We start from the raw sequence: 18,309 nt of genomic DNA, 5'->3' as shown, positions 1-18,309 counted from the left end.
CCATTCTAATTAAGATCTTCATCTGAAATGTTAGCCAGTGCTTCAATGACACGACCTCGAATAACAACACCTAAAAGTCGGTTGTCATCATCAGTAACCGCAATTGGTGCAGACGAGTCATAAATCAAAGGCATAATATCGGTAATAACGGTATCTTTTGATACTATTCTGACGTCACGATCAATAACATCTGTCAGAGGAAGGCCTTTTTTGCGAGCTTCAATAGCCGCATCAGCCGTTAAACTACCCACTAATTGACGACGGCGATTGGTCGCCATTAACATGGAAACCTCTTCATTGTGCATACGATTTAAAGCCACTTGAGGACCGTCTAATTCAACAGTCGTTGTAATAGGTTTAATCATAATATTTTGAGCCGTTAAGACTTTAGAACGGTCTACGTCCTCAACGAATTCACGGACAAAATCATTAGCTGGGTTGGTTAAGATTTCTTCACCAGTACCAATTTGCATAATCTGACCGTCTTTCATCAGAGCAATACGGTCACCAATACGCAAGGCCTCATTCAAATCATGACTGATAAAGATAATGGTTTGCTTCATGCTATCTTGCAAATCAAGCAATTCATCTTGCATCTCACGGCGAATAAGCGGGTCTAGGGCCGAGAAAGCTTCGTCCATTAAAAGAATTTTAGGACTATTGGCTAGCGCTCTGGCAAGGCCAACACGCTGTTGCATCCCTCCTGACAATTGGTCTGGATACTGGTCTTTAAAGTCTAACAGTCCTGAATTATCAAGAGCTCGTTCAGCAATTTCCTGACGTTCTTCTTTAGGAACACCACGTAACTCTAAGCCAAATTCTGTATTTTCTAAAATGGTCTTATGAGGAAAGAGGGCAAAACTCTGGAAAACCATGTTGATATCATGACGTCGTACTTCTCTTAAATCATCAACTGACATTTTCGAAATGTCCTTACCATCAATGAGAATAGAGCCTGTTGAAGGTTCAATCAAGCGGTTCAACATACGAACCAAAGTAGACTTACCACTTCCAGAAAGTCCCATAATAACAAAGATCTCACCTTGTTTGACTTCAAAGCTAGCATCATAGACACCCACGGTGGCACCTGTCTTTTTGAAAATCTCACTCTTACTCTTGCCGGCCTTAACCATTTCAAGAGCTGTTTTTTGCCTCTTGCCAAAGATTTTACTCAAATGTTTGACTTCTAAAATATTTTCCATTCTTTCCTCTCCTAAATCGTTTAAATCGTTGATTTTACATTCCGTTTTATTTATTAAGTGGCGCTACAATATCTATAAATGTATGGTCACTTTTTTGCTTAAAAAAAGAATCTGCCGAAACAGAACATAATTATCATATCATGTGTGGTCACTTACTGTCAAGAACTATCGCCGATTTTTTAACAGCTTTAAACAAAGCGAAAACGCTAACTACCTAATCCTATCAAGCTTTCTAAGCTAAGAACTTTTTTGAAAAAAAGTTGCTTTTTGACTTTAAAAACCATTCCATTTTCAAAAAAAGTGGTGACTTTTAGAGTCACTTCTCTTGTTTGTCATCATCAAAAAAGAGCCCTAAAAGGACTCTCAATTTCGTTTAAGACTGTGTTGTATAAACTTGCAAATGATGAGGCAAGACATGAATTTCTAAAGGCAGCTCATCTCCTTCATCTCCGTCCACATTACTACCTAAGACAGGACCAGCCACACTCACCTTGACCTTTTTGACACGATAATACCCTAATTGGTCATTGGTTTGAGAATGGTCAGCAAAAAGGCTAGGTAAAGATTTAATCATATCCATCAAATGATGATCTTTTGTGTAAACCAAATGCAAATAGCCATCATCAACTCTTGCTTGATTAGTAATTTGCTTCATCCCACCGATGGAATTCGTTAAGCCTATCAAGAGCAATGAGCTTTTGAGCTCCTCTTCTTGATTATCTCTTACGATATGAAACTCGTAACTTTCATTGGATAAGACATCCTTCAAACCAGATAGTACATAGGCAAATGGCCCTAAAAGGGTTTTTTGGTCATCATCGACATTATTGATAGATTCTGGAATATTTCCAATAGCTACAATATTGGTGAAATAAGTGTCATTGATTTTACCAATATCGAGAAGTCTTGTCCTATTAAGTTTCATCTCATCAATGGCTTGCAATGGATCCAAAGGAATAGCTAGAGCTCTAGCTAAGTCATTGACAGTCCCAAGAGGGAAAAAACCAAATCTTGGTCTTTGGTCTTGATTAGCCAAGCCATTGACAACCTCGTTTAAGGTTCCATCACCACCCATTGCAAATACGCTGTGATAACCTTCTTGGGCTGCTTGTGTCGCAAAGGCTTTAGCATCCCCTTCTTCTTCGGTCAACTTTGTTGTGACGTGATCAAAATACTCGCTTAACTTTTTTCAGCAGCTTCTTGATACTCTTTTGCTTTTTCACCGCCTGAAGCGGGATTTACGATTAACATCACTTGTTTCATTAGCTTCCTCCCAAAATAAGTAGAAAAGACCTCTATGACACTCAATAGAAAAGTTTCTTAGCAATCATTGTCTGGTCAGCAGTTTTGAATAGCTTTTATTAAAAGAGAACCCATTATCTTATCATCTGGTTATCACCAGTATAGCATTTATTGAAAACACTTGCAAAACACTCGATTATGTTTTCTGATTTATTAATCTTTCCAAGAAAAGCTTTACGTTGATAAGTGACCATTTCAAAAATGCTTAGACTGGCTTCTTAAGCAAGCTTTGTGTTATAATCAATACTATTGCTTTTTTACTATATTAATTATGAATTAGAGGACTTATTTACATGAAACAACACCTAAATCAGCCCTTTGTCTTCAAAATCCTTCGATCGAGGCTTGGATTTGTACTTCTGTTAACCCTTTCTTACTGGATTAAGACCATGTGGGCCTATCAAGTGGACTTCAACCTTGACTTGGACAATCCCTACCAATTTCTTCTTACCTTAATCAATCCCCTTCCTTTGAGCCTTTTGCTTCTGGCATTACCACTCTATGTCAAAAATAGCAAGTGGTTTTATGGTCTGAGCTTCTTCATCTACGGCCTACTCAATTTACTTCTCATCTCTAACGTCATCTATTTCAGAGAATTTTCTGATTTTATTACTGTCAGTACCATGCTTGCTAGTAGCAAGGTGGCAGCTGGTCTTGGCGATGCCGCTGTTAATTTGATCAGACCTTGGGATTTTGTTTACATTTTAGATCTTCTGCTTTTCTTCCTCTTATGGCGTAAGCAAAAGAAGAACCCAACTCCTAGCCCCCTATCACTGAGCAAAAAAGCTAGCTTTGCAGTCACTTGCCTATCTGCTTTACTATTTTTGATTAATCTCTTCTTAGCTGAAATTGATCGTCCGCAACTCCTAAGTCGTGGCTTTTCAAATACTTATATTGTAAGAGGACTTGGCTTACCTGCCTTTATGAGCCATGATGCCAATCAAACTTACAAAACCAAAAAAGTACGTGACAAGGCCAACCCTGATGACATCTCTCTAGTTAAAGACTATCTAAAGGACCATCACGCCAAACCCAATCCTGATTTATATGGCATTGCTAAAGGCCGAAACGTTATCGTTCTACATTTAGAGAGTTTCCAACAGTTTCTGATTGATTACAAACTGCCTGTGAATGGGGTTGAGCATGAAGTCTCTCCTTTTATCAATTCTCTCTTTCATTCAAAGGATACCTTTGCCTTTTCCAATGTTTTTCACCAAGTCAAGGCAGGAAAATCTTCTGATGCTGAAACACTAATGGAGCCCTCTTTATTTGGTCTCAACCAAGGCTCCTTTTTTGTGCAGTACGGAGCTGACAATACCCAATAAGCCCTACCTCATATTTTAAAAGAAAAAGCCGGTTATAGTAGCGCTGCTTTTCATGGTAACAAAGGAACTTTTTGGAACCGAAACAATGTCTATAAGCAATTTGGTTATGAGCACTGGATTGATCAAGCCTACATGTCAGAGCAAACTAGTGATAATTCCTTCCAATACGGTTTGAATGATAAGGTCATGTTTGGCGATGCCATCAAATACCTAGAGCGCCTACAACAACCCTTTTACACCAAATTTATCACCGTATCGCATCACTATCCTTATCTGCATTTAAGCGGCGATGAGTTAGGCTTTCCCTTAGCGGATACCAATGACAAAACCATTAATGCTTATTTCTCGACAGCTAATTACTTAGATTCAGCGGTTGCTTCCTTTTTTGACTATTTAAAAAAATCTGGCCTCTATGACAATTTAATTATTGTCTTGTATGGGGACCACTATGGTATTTCCAATTCACGAAATCCCGATTTAGCGCCTCTTTTAGGTAAAGATCCCGAAACTTGGTCTGCCTATAATAATGCCATGCTTCAACGCGTCCCTTATATGCTCCATATCCCAGGGATGGGCAAAGGCTATGTCAATGAAACCTATGGTGGATTAGTTGATACGGCTCCAACCCTGTTACATGCTTTAGGCATTGATAGTAGTCCTTTCATTCAATTAGGACAGGACTTACTATCACCAGATAACAAACAGATTGTGGCTTTTCGAAGTGCTGGCAACTACATCACACCAGATTACACTAACTACAGTGGACGCCTCTATCAAACACAGACCGGTATTGAAATTAGCAATCCGGATGACAAAACCCTAGAAGAACTTCAAACCATTAGTGAAGCAGCCAAACAACAGCTAAAAATGAGTGACACGGTCCAAACCAGAGACCTACTTCGCTTCCATCAAGAGGCTGGACTACCAAAGGTTAGATCTAAAGATCTTTCCTATCTTAAAGCCTTTGATCAACTCCTAGCTATTGAGAAAGAACGTGGAGTAGCCTCCACCAGTCTATTTAATCAGAATGGTGACCAATCCACTAGACCACTTTATCATGCTCCTAGTTTTCTTGAGGCTAATCCTTCTAAGCCCTAAAAAAGCCAATACAATCTTTTTACTTGAAGAATATCTTTCAATAAAATCCTTTCTTATATTAAGAGAGGATTTTATTATCATTTTTAAGTTTTTATTAATTTTATTTAATATGTTTTTGACATTTACTTATATTTAAATTAAAATAATATTAGTTAAATGAACTTTAGGAGTTCACCTAACGCTATTTTATAACATGTCATTAAGGAGGACACTATGACAAAATCATCTATTAAAAATGCTAAGTTTAAACTAGCTACTTTCGCTATTGCATTGGCATCAGCCTTAAGTTTTGCGACTGCCTCACAAGCTGATGAGGCAAAATATGTGCCGGAACGCATCTTTGATGTTATGCTAAATAAAACAATTAAAGAAGACGAAAAAGTTTCTCCAATTGATATTACAACTCAACTAAAATACCAACGTATTAAATTTGTTGGAAATGATCCTGACTGGATTTATCTTAATGAAGTAACAAATCAAATTGTTTTTTTGATAAACCACATATCAATTGGAAAGACGGAGAAAAAGAGCGTACTTTAATCTATGATATTCACGCTCAAACTAGCGTAGGGCTCCATGAGTCAAGACTAGCTTTAAAAGTGCTACGTAGTACAAACCCATAATCACAAAAAGACCTTATTGCATTGCAATAAGGTCTTTTGCTAGAATCCTCAAGGCCTCCTAAAGCAAGGCTTTGAATTGAATATTGGAATCCTCCAAGAAGCAATCATCAAAGCCACGAGGATGATGGTATTCGATACGGTCTTGGTTTTGTGGGTAAGTGTACTTGCCACCTACTTCCCAAATAAATGGATGGAATTGGTATTGCAAGCGTTCTTTACGCATTTTCCAAAGTTCGATAATTTCATCGGTAGATGCCATGAAATTAGACCAGATATCGTAGTGAACAGGGATAACGACTTTGGCACGGAGATTTTCTGCCATACGAAGTAAATCGATTGACGTCATCTTATCTTGGATACCAATTGGGTTTTCACCATAGTTATTTAAGACCACATCGATATCATAATCACGACCATGTTTAGCAAAATAGTTTGAGAAGTGAGAATCTGCACCGTGATAAACAGTTCCACCAGGTGTTTCAAAAATGTAGTTGACAGTTTTACGTGCTAATTCTTCATCTGTCACTGCTAAGCCAGCCAATTCACCACCATTTTCCTCAGCACCAGCTACCGGAAGGGTGACAAGACAAGTTCTGTCAAAAGATTCGACAGCTCTTACAGTCATATCCTTAAAGGTAAAGCTTTCTCCTGGCTTGATAACAATAATGCGTTCTTTTGGAACGCCCCAACCTTCCCAAATATGGCCACATTCATATGGTCCTACAAATTTGACATGATCCAATTTAGGATTGTTCATGATCGCTGCCGCTGTATTGATGTCAATATGGTCACTATGATAATGCGATACCAAATAATAGTCCAACTCATTAATCATGAAAGGATCAATAACCATAGGTTGTGCTCTTAAGTTTGGTTGTAACTTACGAACACCCGCCATATTGGCCATTTGATGCCCACGAACCATATCCTTAACCTGCTTGGTTGATTTGCCTCGCGCAGACCATAAGTCCATGACGATGTTGGCCCCACCTGGTGTTTTAAGCCAGATACCACAATTTCCTAACCACCACATGGCAAAATTGCCATCTGGGACCACTTCTGATTCAATTTCTTCATTGAGCCAGGTTCCCCATTCTGGAAATGTGCTAAGGATCCATGATTCACGGGTAATGTCTTTTACGTTTGCCATTGCTTTTCCTCCACAATTGAATGTCTTTTTCTATACCTTAAGTATAGTCCTTCACACACATTAGAAAAAGACCAAGTGTCACACAGTTCAGTGTTCAAAACTGGACTGAAAGACTGTCCAAAACATACTAAAAACCTCAGTGTCTTTTGCTAAGTCATAGCAAACTGAGGTACCTTTTTTATCGAATGTTTATTTCTAGACTATAAGAAATCACGGTGAATTAATTTTTCAATTTTGTTTTTTAAAGCGTAGCGGTCACTATCATCCTTGACAACGGCTTCGATAGCTTTCTCCAAATCAATGGAAAATTGCGAATTCTCTGTCAGCCTCCCTTGTTTTGAAAAGCGTAATAATCTGATGATATCGTCATCACTCAAAATCGGATTGACAATAATCGTAGGAACATCACTTTCAAGAATATCGGTCGTGGAGACTAAGATATCAATGGTCATCAAATCACAGACACTCTGGTATTGATCGGTGGTAAAAACCGCCTCAATGTGACAATTAGCCAAATAGCGCTGACACTGTTTAAGCAACAACTTTTGAATCCCAATGCCATCATCTGAGACAATGACTAACTTGGTCTTTTCTTGCTCCAGAGAGCTATTTCGTAACTCTCCACCTAAATGAATGGTCAAGTAAGCCACATCATCATCGGTTAATTGAATTTTCCAAGCCTTCTCTAGCAAAGTGGCGCATGATTGAGCCATAGCAAAGAGCTCTTCATACTTTTCCTTAATATGATCCGTTAAAGGATTGACAGAGAAAATGCCATAAGCTTTGCGGTAAACCAAGGCTTTACAGTGTGTCGTTAGTTGTCTCAGTAAGTCTTTTTTATGCGCAAAGTGCAGCTGATAACGGCTCTCTAACTGGTCAATAAAGCGACTAATATCCGCTCGCATTTCCTTGTAATCTTGACTTTCCACATGATGATCCTTATCTTTTCTAAAAGACAGCATCAACATAGCTACCATACCCACTTCAATATCATCCAAATGCAGCTTGAAATTATGGTAAAGTTCACTCGCCAAGGATTTGGCAATTTGATATTCTTTTCGTTTCCAAATGAGGTTAAATTCCTGCTTTAAGGCATTTTTGGTTTCCGAATGCAGCTGCATGTTGCGGTAACTCAACAAGATAAAAGGAAGAATTTGTAACATGAACTGACTATCTTGTGTATTGATGGTCTTACCTAAGCTAGCTTGCGATAAAAAGAGGTATTCGTGAATATAATCCAGAACATCCTTAGAAAAATAAACAGACAGACCCTGTGTCTCAGATAATTTATGATCAAAGACGTCAATAAAACTCTGATTACCGCCTTGATAAACAGTAGCCAAAAGTTTATAGAGATACTGAATTAAAGCCATAGGGTGACAATCAAAGTAGTAACCCCTTGCTTTGGTAGCCTGTAGCTGAATCTTATACTGCTTACTAGAGAGTTCTTCACAAAGCTTTGCCAAGTCATTCAAAATAGTATTTCGTGAGACATCATTAATAGCCATCAACTTATCCAAGGTCACGCGCTCAGTTGCTACTGCAATATAAATAACAGATAAACAGCGACGCTCATCACTTTTCATCACATAATGGTAATCGGTGACTTCATCTAATAATTTTTGACAGGATGCTTTTTGCTCACCCGTTAAGAGAAGCCCTACTCTCGGAAAAGCCGTAATGTGACCGACTTCTCCTGGTAAGGCTTCATTGATTTTATCTAAGTGATAATAAATTTTACGGCGCGACTGACCCAAATCGGCTGAAATGGCCATGACGGTTTTTGCCTCTTGTAAATTAATCAGATAAGAAAGAAGATCATAACTTTTTTTATCTAAAAGAATCACCTGATTTCACCTCCACTAACAAGATTGACGTACATGACATTGTAACACTTTTTCACCTTTAATCAACTGTAGCAAAGAGTAGGTCAAAGACCTACTCTGACATAAATTGTTTTTGATGGCAAAAGACTCATCAAAAACCATATCCTACAGGGTTTCTTAGTGAACCTGTCCTTTTTGACCATAATAAGCATTCGGGCCATGTTTGCGTTGGTAATGTTTATCCATGATATAACTTGGTGCTGGTTGAACTCGCGGATTAATTTGCTCTGTGAAACGATCCATTTTAGCCACCTCTTCTAAGACAACTGAGTGATAAACCGCTTCTTCTGGTGTTTTCCCCCAAGTGAAGGGACCATGATTACGCACCACGATACCAGGCACAGCCATAGGATCCAAGCCTCGTTCTGTAAATTCCTCTAAAATAACGATGCCTGTTTCTTTTTCATAAGCCCCTTCAACCTCAGTCGAAGTTAATGACCTAGCACAAGGAACCGCTCCGTAAAAGTAGTCTGCATGAGTAGTCCCATAAAAAGGAATATCTCGTCCTGCTTGAGCCCAACCCACAGCTTCTGTCGAATGGGTGTGGACGATCCCACCTACTTCTGGCCAAGCCTTGTACAGCTGAACATGCGTCGGTAAATCAGAGGACGGGTTTAAATCTCCTTCAATGACTTTACCATCAAGGTCTGTAACCACCATATTTTCAGGTGTCAACTCTTCATAAGGAACACCTGAAGGTTTGATGACGATACGGCCTAATTCATGACAAACTTCTGAGACATTGCCCCAGGTAAATTTGACCAAACCATGCTTGGGTAGTGACTTATTAGCTGCACAAACCCTTTCTCGCATTTCTTGTAATTGTTTTACCATCTTATATGACCTCCGCTTCTTTCATTAAAGGATAAAGAAAGGCTTGCGCTTCCTTAATAGCTGCTCGCGTTTCTTCAATACTATCGCAGTTTTCAGACCACATTTCGATTAAGAATGGTCCCTGATAACGACTGGCTTTAATGACCGCAAACATCTCTTGCCAGTCTACACAACCTTGTCCAAATGGCACATCACGAAACTGTCCTTTTGATGTTTCTGTCACAGCATAGGTGTCTTTTAAATGCAAAGCTGCTATTGAGCCATGCCCCAAATAAAATTCACTCCAAAGGTCATTATGCCAAGCAGAGACGTTACCAGTGTCAGGATAGACAAAGAGATAAGGCGAATCAATTTCCTTTTCAATGGCCAAATACTTCTCAATCGAATTGATAAAAGGGTCATCCATGATTTCGATAGCTAAGATAACTTGTGCTTCTTCTGCCCAATCACAGGCCTGACGAAGGTTTTTGATAAATCGAGCTCTAGTTTCTGCTGACTTTTCTTCATAATAGACATCATAGCCTGCTAGCTGAATGGTTCTAACACCCAAGTCCAAAGCCAGTTGGATACAAGCCTTCATTAGCTCTAATGATTTAGCTTCAATTTCTGGATCATTAGAGCCCAACGGGTAACGGCGATGCCCTGAAAAACAGATACTTGGAATCCGAACACCTGTCTCATAGATGGCTTTGACAATAGCTAGACGGTCTTCTTTTGACCAGTTTAGCCGTGCCAAACGGTCATCTGATTCATCAATAGACATCTCCACAAAGTCAAATCCTAGCTCTTTGGCAAAAGCCAATCTCTCAAGCCAAGACATCCCTTTGGGAGTCGCTTTTTCATAAATACCAATTGGACGTGTCATTGACTTCATCCCCAGATTCGTCTAATTTCATCTTTGAAAGCACGCGCCGCAGCAGCTGGATTTTCCGCTTCTGTAATCCCACGACCTGCAATAAAGGTGAAAACATCTAGTCCTTGGAAGAGTTTCAAGGTATCCACATCTAGTCCACCTGTCACCGAAACACGAAAGCCCATTTCAATTAAACGTTTGACCTTATCTAAATCTTTTTGTCCCCACGTTTCGCCAGCAAGGAGAGCATCACGGGATTGATGGTAAATGGCTTGTGAAATACCGGCATCCAGCCACAGTTGTGCCTGTTCAAAAGTCCAATCACCATAAAGCTCAATCTGAATTTCCCCAGCTTGGCCACGAACCTCTTTGATGGCTTTTAAGGCAGCTTCCATAGTTGGAATGGTAGCGCAGTAAATACAAGTCATCCAGTCTGCACCGCGCAAGGCGTTGTTTTTGGCAACTGTCCCGCCAGCATCAGCGCATTTTGTGTCAGCAACAATGATTTTCTGTGGGAAAAGACTGCGAAGGACTTCGACTAACTGGCTGCCCACTTGTAATAAACAAACGGTTCCTGCTTCAATCACATCTACTTCTTGACCAACAGCAACAGCTGCTTTAACAGCTCCTTGTAAACCAGAGTGATCTAGGGCCACCTGTAAATTGGGAATTCTTTGTGTCATCTCTTAACCTCTTTTCTAATAACTGATAACTTAAACGGTCTTAGCTTTCTAAATCAAGTCCTTCTAAATAAGGACTGTCCTTGGATTCATCAACCATATCCAGCACCTCTTGAGCACTTTGGCAGGCTACCAAACGGTCAATGGCATTGTCCAATTCAAATAATGCAATGATTTGCGGGATAGCAACTGATGTGTGAATGGCAGAGCTAGTAGCTGCAAGAGCTAAGAGTACCTGAGCCTTCTTACCATCTGAAAAGGTCACGGGCTCTTTCAACGTAATCAGTGAAAAAGCATCCCGATTGACCCCATCTTCTGGTCTGGCATGAGGCATTGCCATGCCTGGCATTAAAATATAATAAGGGCCGTAATGCTCTGTCGATTCGATAATAGCTTGGTAGTAGCGCTCTTCAACCGCACCACTTTCGACCAAGGGCGTCACTGCCAACTTGACAGCCTCCTGCCAAGTATCTGCCTCTAAGCCTAATCGGATGGCATCGTTATCAATAAATACTTGTTTTAAATTCATGTCACTATCCTTCCTCTACTGGTAGTTGTTGGGGACCTGCAAAGATAAAGAGTTGGAATACGATTCACAACTCCTATCTGTTATTGTAGGGCTCTTTGTCAAAGCACCGCCTGTAATTTGGTTTTGATTTCGTTGTCATCCATGAGGTTATCGAGACCCACCAAGTGTCCCTTGGTACGTCCTTCCAATTCATGAATCAGATGATTAGAAGCCACCACAATATCATAACCAGATGCCAGACCTTTAGCTTCACCTACTGAGCAAGAAGCGGACTGAATATCAGTCACTCCTAGCTGACGAAGGGCATTTTCTACCTTCATTTTAATAACCATAGATGATCCCATACCGTTTCCGCATGCTGTTAATACTTTTACCATTTTTAGTTTCCTCCAAATCTTATGTCAATATCACTCTTAAATGAGAGTCGCGCTAGGCTACTTAAACCTTTTTATTGCGCTTCCCCACGATAGTAAGCTTCCTTATCTCTTGCTTTGATAAATTGTAATTGTGGAATTGCCAACAAGAAGAGACAAACAATCACGTAACCCGCAATACCAAGGAATTTGAACAAGTAACCAAATGGTAGCCAAGGAAGCACCAAGTCAATGTTACCGTGATAACCACCAGTCAATCCTAACAAACCAACAGCTACTGCTCCCAGGGCTACTTGAATGACCCCAGAGATAAATGAAAGAGCAACCGCAGCTTTCCAACCACCACGTTTGTCCGCATAGACAGCAATCGCTGCATTATCAAAGAAAACAGGGACAAATCCCGTAATGATAAGGATTGGATTTTTAAAGATAACCAACAAAGCAATCGTAATCAGTTGTCCAATTAAACCAAATGCAAATCCAGAAAGAATAGCGTTTGAAGAACCAAAACCATAAGAAGCAGCAACGTCAACCGCTGGGAATGAACCTGGAAGCAACTTACTAGAGATTCCTTGGAAGGCATTGGTTAATTCAGAAACGAACATGCGTACTCCCTGCATCAAAATGAAGAGATAAACAGAGAATGTCAAGGATGTTTGTAAGATATACATGAAGAAAGCTTGCTTGGCAGGATTGAAGGCCCCTGGTCCGATTAATTCCACATTGGACATAATATCTGGCCCCAAGACCGCTAAAATAGCGCCAAAGAAAACTAGCATCAGTGTGGCAGAAGCTACTACCGTATCATGGAAAATAGTTAAGAACGTTGGTAATTTTAAGTTATCCAAGTTTTCTTCTTTTTTACCAAAGATAGGGGCTACCTTATCCACAAACCAAATGGCAAATTGTTGTTGGTGACCAATGGCAAAGCCTCCACCGTTAGTGAGGCGCTGAGTTGCCTCTACCGTCATATTTGAGCTAACGGCCCAGTAAAGTCCACAGATAATCCCCACAGCCCAAGCACCAAAGGCATTTTGGAATTGTGGAATCAAAAGCAAGACAAAGACTGAGATAGTTGCAGCTTGTTGTACCATGATGTGACCTGTAATAAAGAGAGTTCTAATCTTGGTCACTTTACGTAGGGCAACTAGAAGAATATTGACCCCAAAACCAATCAAGAGGGCTGTTGTCGCTACACTGATGAAGCCCATTTCTTCCAATTTAGTATTGGCAGCTGCCAAACCAAAGTAAGGATCAATAACAGCGGCCTTCAATTCAAATTTCTTAGCCAGTGCCACTAAAATTGGTCTAAAGGTTGTTACCAAACCACCTGCACCAACGTTTAAAATCAAGTAACCAACCGTGGCCTTAACAAAGCCAGCAAAGACTTCATAGATTAGTTTTTTAAGCAGGAGATAACCGACTAAAACCAAAAGACCAACGAAGAATGCAGGATTTTGCAAAATATTTTGCGAAAACCAATTCAAGGAAGCTAGGAGCGTTTCCATATGAACTACCTCTTTTCAAAGATGATGTTATTTATAATCTCATTATAGGTAATGTAAGCGTTTTAAAAAAGACCAAGTATCGCACACCCAAGTGTTCAAAATTAGACTAAACAAAAACCACCCTCTCTCGTCAGAGAAAAACTCTGATAAAAAAGAATGGTATTACTAATTGCGCTCCTATCAAAAAAAGACAAGATAGGTCAGTCAGATGACTTTCTTGCCTTTTTCTATCTTGTCTTTTTAGTTTTTTTGGCTATATTGGGTGACTCACTCTTTTCTTTTTCTTTATAGACATAATAGGTACGATCTTCTTTAGGCGCATCGGACTTACTACAATCAGCCTTATGAGCAGCATTTTGCTGGTTAGAAATCAATGTTCCTGGAGGTAATAACTTGGTCATTTCTGGATTTTTCAGCAAATCATCTAAGGAATGACCTATATCAAATTGCTTAGTAATATCAAGGTCCTCTAAAGCATTGCACTGCTTATGCGCACCCTTAAAGGTAACCTGAAACTTACTGAGTTGGCCTCTAAAGCTAGGAAAATTCTTAAAAATATCGTTTTGTTGCATGCCTGCTAAAAAAGCAAAACGGTCCTCTTTGCCTTGATACTTAGCTTTGACCTTAGTGTAAAAGCGCCACTCCACCTTGTCTGAGGTTTTGTGTAAAGGATTATAATCGTGCTCAATCATAACGCGTGAAAAATCACCTAAATCTTTGATATAGGTAAAAGCTTGCAGACCGTAACTATCTCCTGTCTGACCTGGCAATCTCTGCCACTCCTTATCAAAAGCACCTCGCTGAGACTCATACTCATAGACCCACTCTGCTTTCTTCTTATAATAGGATGATTTTTTCCCATCCTTTTGATAACGAATAATGGACAAGCCTTCTGGAGCATCTACCTCTTTGGGTAAAAAGACCGTGTAAACTGGCTTAGCCCACTCTTCCTGCGCACTGTTAAAAAAGACCCTCCAAAGAATGCGGTCCCCAACCACCTCTTTAGAATAATCCACGTACTTACTAATCTTGGAATCCCCATTCCACCAGAGATTAATCTTATCCCCATCATAAGTACTATAAGCTTGAGCGCTTCCCTCAAAAAAGAAAATCACTATAGCTAGCAAGATCCCCCAAAGGGAACACTTGATTTTCTTATCCAATGACCACTTCACCAATTCCCTCCTTTATTGGTAATACCCCCTAAACTGGTAGAGTCTAACGCTCCTCCTACATCTTATTTATATAAGTTACTATTAAAAAATCCCACCCAAAGGGTAGAATTTTGGACAAAGTTTTCTAATTTAAACTTTTTCTTATAAATTAATATTGATAATTCTCTTTTGATCCCAAATAATCTCTTAATGAATCTAAATGTCCGTCCATAGTATTTTCATCAGTTAAGGTATAGATTAGTCTTGAATAATAGTTATAATAACCATTGTAATCTTCGTCATCTAATTGATAATCTTGTAAAATAGTTGTAAGTTGTAATGCTTTATTTTCTCTTAATGCCTTCATTATATGACGTCTATTTGAACCATTCTGCGTAAAATATCTCTCACTTCTATAGTTATATCCATTCGCACTTGCTGTTTGTGTTGTTCCAAATGCTACACCGGCTAACATAAGTGCTGCTGCACTAGCTAAAATTGTTTTTTTCATTATTAAAAAAATCGTCTATTCATTGTTTAATATTACATCGATGATGTATTTAATATATCATACTTTTGTTATCTTTTCAATATATTTTTAATTTATTTTACATTGTAAACGATTTTATTATTAAGTGAAACTTAGTCATTTTTTAAACTATTTTTTATCATTATTTTTTATTAAATAAAATTAATTTACTTTACTTTATATTATATTTATATTATAATATAAAGTAACTTAGTAAGAGTTTTGTTAGCGGTATTTAGATTTATTGTTTAACTCTCCCATTAAAATAGATAAAATTGTTAGCTCCTTATTGGCTAACGTAAAGGGAAGCACAAAATTTCCCACACCATCTTTTTAACCCTAAAAAAACATAAAACCTTAAGACATTATCTAAAAGTGAGAATGTAAGAGTTAGACCGCTAACTAGGCTTTACCGAAACCCCATTATTAAGTTATAACCTCCTAAATACACGCTAGCTATTCCTAATACTAGCGTCTTTTTATATCTGCACAAAAAAATTCCCAAAGACATAAGTGTCTTTGGGAATTTTTGTTTTATTTCACTACAATGTTGACTAATTTGTTTGGTACTGCAATAACTTTAATGATTTCTTTTCCAGCAATTTCTGCTTGGACTTTGTCATTTGCTAAGGCAATAGCTTCCAATTGGTCTTTTGGTAGGTCTTTGGCAACAACTAACTTAGCTTTCACCTTACCTTTAATTTGGACTACGATTTCCACATCATTTTCAACCAGTTTTGCTTCATCCCAAATTGGCCAAGCCTCATGAGTTAAAGACTCTCCAGAGCTTGTTAGGACCTGCCATAATTCTTCTCCCAAATGCGGTGCGAATGGTGCAATTAATTGGACAAAGCCTTTGGCATAGTCTACAAATAATTGATCTTCCTTGTTGGCCGCATTCACAAAAATCATCAACTGTGCAATGGCAGTATTAAATTTCATGCTGTCAATTTGTTCTGTCACTGCTTTTACAGTTTCATGGTAAACCTTGTCAAGGGCTCCGCTATTCTCCGCAACAATCGCTTTAGTCGTAATTAAACGGTAAACGCGATCAAGGAATTTACGGCTACCTTCGAGGCCTTCTTCTGACCAAGCAATTGACGCATCAAGTGGGCCCATGAACATTTCATAGACACGAAGCGTATCAGCACCAAATTCTTCAACAACATCATCTGGATTGACAACATTTTTGAGTGATTTAGACATTTTAGCTGGTGCTTGTTCTAGTTCTTCACCTGTTTCAATGTTAAAGAATGACCCGTCACGTTTTTCAACTTTATCAGTTGCCACAAGTGCACCACGGTGGTCACGATAGCTTGTTCCCAAAATCATTCCTTGGTTATACAATTTTTGGAATGGTTCTTTAGTTGGAACGACACCTAAATCATAAAGGACTTTATGCCAGAAACGTGCATAGAGTAAATGAAGCACTGCATGCTCTGCACCACCAATGTACATATCCACTGGCAACCATTCTTTGAGTAATTCTGGATCTGCCAAGGCTTGATCATTATGTGGATCAATATAACGAAGGTAATACCAACTTGAGCCTGCCCACTGCGGCATTGTATTAGTTTCACGACGGCCTTTAACACCATCTTCACGAACAACTTCTAGCCAGTCAGTAAGGTTAGCTAATGGAGATTCACCAGTTCCTGAAGGACGAATGTCTTTAGTTACAGGAAGTACTAACGGTAAATCTTTTTCAGGTACGGCCGTTGAAGTTCCATCTTCCCAATGGATTATTGGAATTGGTTCACCCCAGTAACGTTGGCGTGAGAACAACCAGTCACGTAGACGATAAGTAACTTTTTCATTACCAACTTGATTTTCTTCCAACCATGCTACCATTTTAGTCATAGCTTCAGCTTTATCTAAGCTGTTCAAGAAATCAGAATTAATATGTAAACCATCTTCAGTGTAGGCTGCTTCTTGAACATTACCGCCCTCAAGGACCGGAATAATCTCAAGATTAAATTGTTTAGCAAACTCCCAGTCACGTTCATCATGAGCTGGTACTGCCATAATAGCTCCAGTACCATAGCTTGCAAGGACATAATCAGCAATCCAGATTGGCATTTCTTTTCCATTAACTGGGTTAATAGCATAGGCACCAGTCCAAACACCAGTTTTTTCCTTAGCCAAGTCAGTACGAGCTAGGTCCGATTTCAAACTTGCTTGACGTTTATAGTCAGCAACAGCTTGTGCTTGCTCAGGGCGAGTAATGGCATCAACCATGCCATGTTCTGGTGCTAATACTGCATATGTAGCCCCAAATAGAGTATCAGGGCGAGTTGTAAAGACAGTAAAGTCTTGATCTGAATCTTTAACTTTAAAAGTAACATTTGCCCCTGTAGATTTTCCAATCCAGTTGCGTTGCATATCTTTGATTGATTCTGGCCAATCAACTTCTTCTAAGTCTTCGAGCAATCGTTCTGCGTAAGCAGTGATTTTCAACATCCATTGGCGCATAGGCTTGCGCACAACTGGGTATCCTCCACGTTCTGAAGTACCATCTGGCAGAACTTCTTCATTTGCGATGGCAGTTCCTAATTCTTCCACCCAGTTGACCGCTACTTCAGCTTCATAGGCTAGGCCTTTTTCATAAAGCTTTGTAAAAATCCATTGAGTCCATTTGTAATAATTAGGATCCGTTGTATTTACCTCGCGGTCCCAATCATATGAAAATCCGAGAGCATTAATTTGACGTTTGAAGTTTGCAATGTTTTCAGCTGTAAATTCAGCTGGATCATTACCTGTATCCATAGCATACTGTTCAGCTGGTAAACCAAATGCATCCCAACCCATTGGATGTAGGACATTATAGCCTTGTAAACGCTTGAAACGACTCAATATATCCGTCGCTGTATAGCCTTCTGGATGTCCTACGTGAAGACCCGCTCCTGAAGGATACGGGAACATGTCTAAGGCATAGAATTTTGGTTTGTTTTTGTCAGTTCCAGTTTTAAAACTTTGGTTAGCTGCCCAAAAGGCCTGCCATTTCGGCTCAATTTCTTTGTGATTATAAGTTGTCATGTGAATTCTCCCATGTAAAAAGTCTAGTCTTCTTATTATATCACGATATTAGCCTTTTAGGAATGTGAAAATCAATCCCTACATAATAAAATTCAGATTTTTCTAAATACTTACAGAAAACAGCACTTTTGATTAGCCATATCTTTCCTAAAAAGTAAGCATCAGAAACTTCTCAAAAGCAGATAAGCAAAAAAACAGATCTAAAAGACCTGTCTTTTCAATCTCA

13 protein-coding genes and 2 pseudogenes are annotated in these 18,309 nt (G+C 39.1%); 2 read left to right on the top strand and 13 right to left on the bottom strand.

Annotation, left to right across the window (positions count from 1 at the left end):
• Window positions 1–5: 5 nt before the first annotated feature.
• On the bottom strand, window positions 6–1,202 hold the full coding sequence (locus STRIC_RS00320) for a quaternary amine ABC transporter ATP-binding protein (protein WP_008087014.1): 1,197 nt from the start codon (window positions 1,200–1,202) through the stop codon (window positions 6–8).
• Window positions 1,203–1,575: 373 nt separating this feature from the next.
• Window positions 1,576–2,465: pseudogene (locus STRIC_RS00315) on the bottom strand (diacylglycerol/lipid kinase family protein).
• Window positions 2,466–2,797: 332 nt separating this feature from the next.
• Between STRIC_RS00315 and STRIC_RS00310 the strand changes: the two are divergent.
• Both STRIC_RS00310 and STRIC_RS00305 read left to right on the top strand, forming a co-directional pair.
• Window positions 2,798–4,927 (top strand): annotated as a pseudogene (locus STRIC_RS00310) (LTA synthase family protein).
• A gap of 213 nt (window positions 4,928–5,140) precedes the next feature.
• Window positions 5,141–5,467, top strand: a complete 327-nt coding sequence (locus STRIC_RS00305) for a hypothetical protein (protein WP_008087029.1) — start codon at window positions 5,141–5,143, stop codon at window positions 5,465–5,467.
• Window positions 5,468–5,608: 141 nt separating this feature from the next.
• On the opposite strand, the gene ulaG is transcribed toward STRIC_RS00305, so the two are convergent.
• The 11 genes from ulaG to leuS form a co-directional block, all read right to left on the bottom strand.
• Entirely contained in the window at window positions 5,609–6,700 is a 1,092-nt protein-coding gene (gene ulaG, locus STRIC_RS00300; protein WP_008087181.1) for an L-ascorbate 6-phosphate lactonase, read from the bottom strand.
• 200 nt (window positions 6,701–6,900) lie between these two features.
• Window positions 6,901–8,547 (bottom strand): BglG family transcription antiterminator, encoded by a 1,647-nt coding sequence (locus STRIC_RS00295; protein ID WP_008087308.1) that lies wholly within the window; start codon window positions 8,545–8,547, stop codon window positions 6,901–6,903.
• Between the two features lie 156 nt (window positions 8,548–8,703).
• Window positions 8,704–9,420 (bottom strand): L-ribulose-5-phosphate 4-epimerase, encoded by a 717-nt coding sequence (locus STRIC_RS00290; RefSeq protein WP_008087263.1) that lies wholly within the window; start codon window positions 9,418–9,420, stop codon window positions 8,704–8,706.
• A gap of 1 nt (window position 9,421) precedes the next feature.
• Window positions 9,422–10,285: an L-ribulose-5-phosphate 3-epimerase gene (locus STRIC_RS00285; protein WP_040831711.1), complete on the bottom strand. Its 864-nt coding sequence runs from the start codon at window positions 10,283–10,285 to the stop codon at window positions 9,422–9,424.
• Window positions 10,286–10,290: 5 nt separating this feature from the next.
• Window positions 10,291–10,956: a 3-keto-L-gulonate-6-phosphate decarboxylase UlaD gene (locus STRIC_RS00280; protein WP_008087379.1), complete on the bottom strand. Its 666-nt coding sequence runs from the start codon at window positions 10,954–10,956 to the stop codon at window positions 10,291–10,293.
• Window positions 10,957–10,996: 40 nt separating this feature from the next.
• On the bottom strand, window positions 10,997–11,482 hold the full coding sequence (locus tag STRIC_RS00275; protein WP_008087011.1) for a PTS sugar transporter subunit IIA: 486 nt from the start codon (window positions 11,480–11,482) through the stop codon (window positions 10,997–10,999).
• A 98-nt stretch (window positions 11,483–11,580) separates the two neighbouring features.
• The gene (locus tag STRIC_RS00270) at window positions 11,581–11,859 is read right to left on the bottom strand and encodes a PTS sugar transporter subunit IIB (RefSeq protein ID WP_008087064.1); all 279 of its coding nucleotides are present in this window, start codon (window positions 11,857–11,859) and stop codon (window positions 11,581–11,583) included.
• Between the two features lie 71 nt (window positions 11,860–11,930).
• Complete coding sequence (locus STRIC_RS00265; RefSeq protein ID WP_008087352.1) at window positions 11,931–13,364, bottom strand: PTS sugar transporter subunit IIC; 1,434 nt, start codon at window positions 13,362–13,364, stop codon at window positions 11,931–11,933.
• Between the two features lie 227 nt (window positions 13,365–13,591).
• On the bottom strand, window positions 13,592–14,539 hold the full coding sequence (locus tag STRIC_RS00260; protein ID WP_008087275.1) for a hypothetical protein: 948 nt from the start codon (window positions 14,537–14,539) through the stop codon (window positions 13,592–13,594).
• Window positions 14,540–14,687: 148 nt separating this feature from the next.
• Window positions 14,688–15,029 carry a hypothetical protein gene (locus tag STRIC_RS00255; protein ID WP_040831707.1) on the bottom strand — a complete coding sequence of 114 codons (342 nt, stop codon included), beginning with the start codon at window positions 15,027–15,029 and terminating at the stop codon, window positions 14,688–14,690.
• Between the two features lie 552 nt (window positions 15,030–15,581).
• Entirely contained in the window at window positions 15,582–18,083 is a 2,502-nt protein-coding gene (leuS, locus tag STRIC_RS00250) for a leucine--tRNA ligase (RefSeq protein WP_008087364.1), read from the bottom strand.
• Window positions 18,084–18,309: the final 226 nt, after the last annotated feature.

It is taken from the genome of Streptococcus ictaluri 707-05 (assembly GCF_000188015.2).
Lineage (GTDB): Bacteria > Bacillota > Bacilli > Lactobacillales > Streptococcaceae > Streptococcus > Streptococcus ictaluri.
The sequence above is the reverse complement of the archived record's forward strand: the minus strand, read 5'-3'. Positions and strand labels throughout refer to the sequence as shown.

Excerpts from the sequence above, each read along its gene's own strand:
- STRIC_RS00320 (WP_008087014.1), bottom strand. The coding sequence starts at position 1,202 with ATGGAAAATATTTTAGAAGTCAAACATTTGAGTAAAATCTTTGGCAAG.
- STRIC_RS00305 (WP_008087029.1), top strand. The coding sequence starts at position 5,141 with ATGACAAAATCATCTATTAAAAATGCTAAGTTTAAACTAGCTACTTTC.
- ulaG (WP_008087181.1), bottom strand. The coding sequence starts at position 6,700 with ATGGCAAACGTAAAAGACATTACCCGTGAATCATGGATCCTTAGCACA.
- STRIC_RS00290 (WP_008087263.1), bottom strand. The coding sequence starts at position 9,420 with ATGGTAAAACAATTACAAGAAATGCGAGAAAGGGTTTGTGCAGCTAAT.
- STRIC_RS00285 (WP_040831711.1), bottom strand. The coding sequence starts at position 10,285 with ATGACACGTCCAATTGGTATTTATGAAAAAGCGACTCCCAAAGGGATG.
- STRIC_RS00280 (WP_008087379.1), bottom strand. The coding sequence starts at position 10,956 with ATGACACAAAGAATTCCCAATTTACAGGTGGCCCTAGATCACTCTGGT.
- STRIC_RS00275 (WP_008087011.1), bottom strand. The coding sequence starts at position 11,482 with ATGAATTTAAAACAAGTATTTATTGATAACGATGCCATCCGATTAGGC.
- STRIC_RS00270 (WP_008087064.1), bottom strand. The coding sequence starts at position 11,859 with ATGGTAAAAGTATTAACAGCATGCGGAAACGGTATGGGATCATCTATG.
- STRIC_RS00265 (WP_008087352.1), bottom strand. The coding sequence starts at position 13,364 with ATGGAAACGCTCCTAGCTTCCTTGAATTGGTTTTCGCAAAATATTTTG.
- STRIC_RS00255 (WP_040831707.1), bottom strand. The coding sequence starts at position 15,029 with ATGAAAAAAACAATTTTAGCTAGTGCAGCAGCACTTATGTTAGCCGGT.
- leuS (WP_008087364.1), bottom strand. The coding sequence starts at position 18,083 with ATGACAACTTATAATCACAAAGAAATTGAGCCGAAATGGCAGGCCTTT.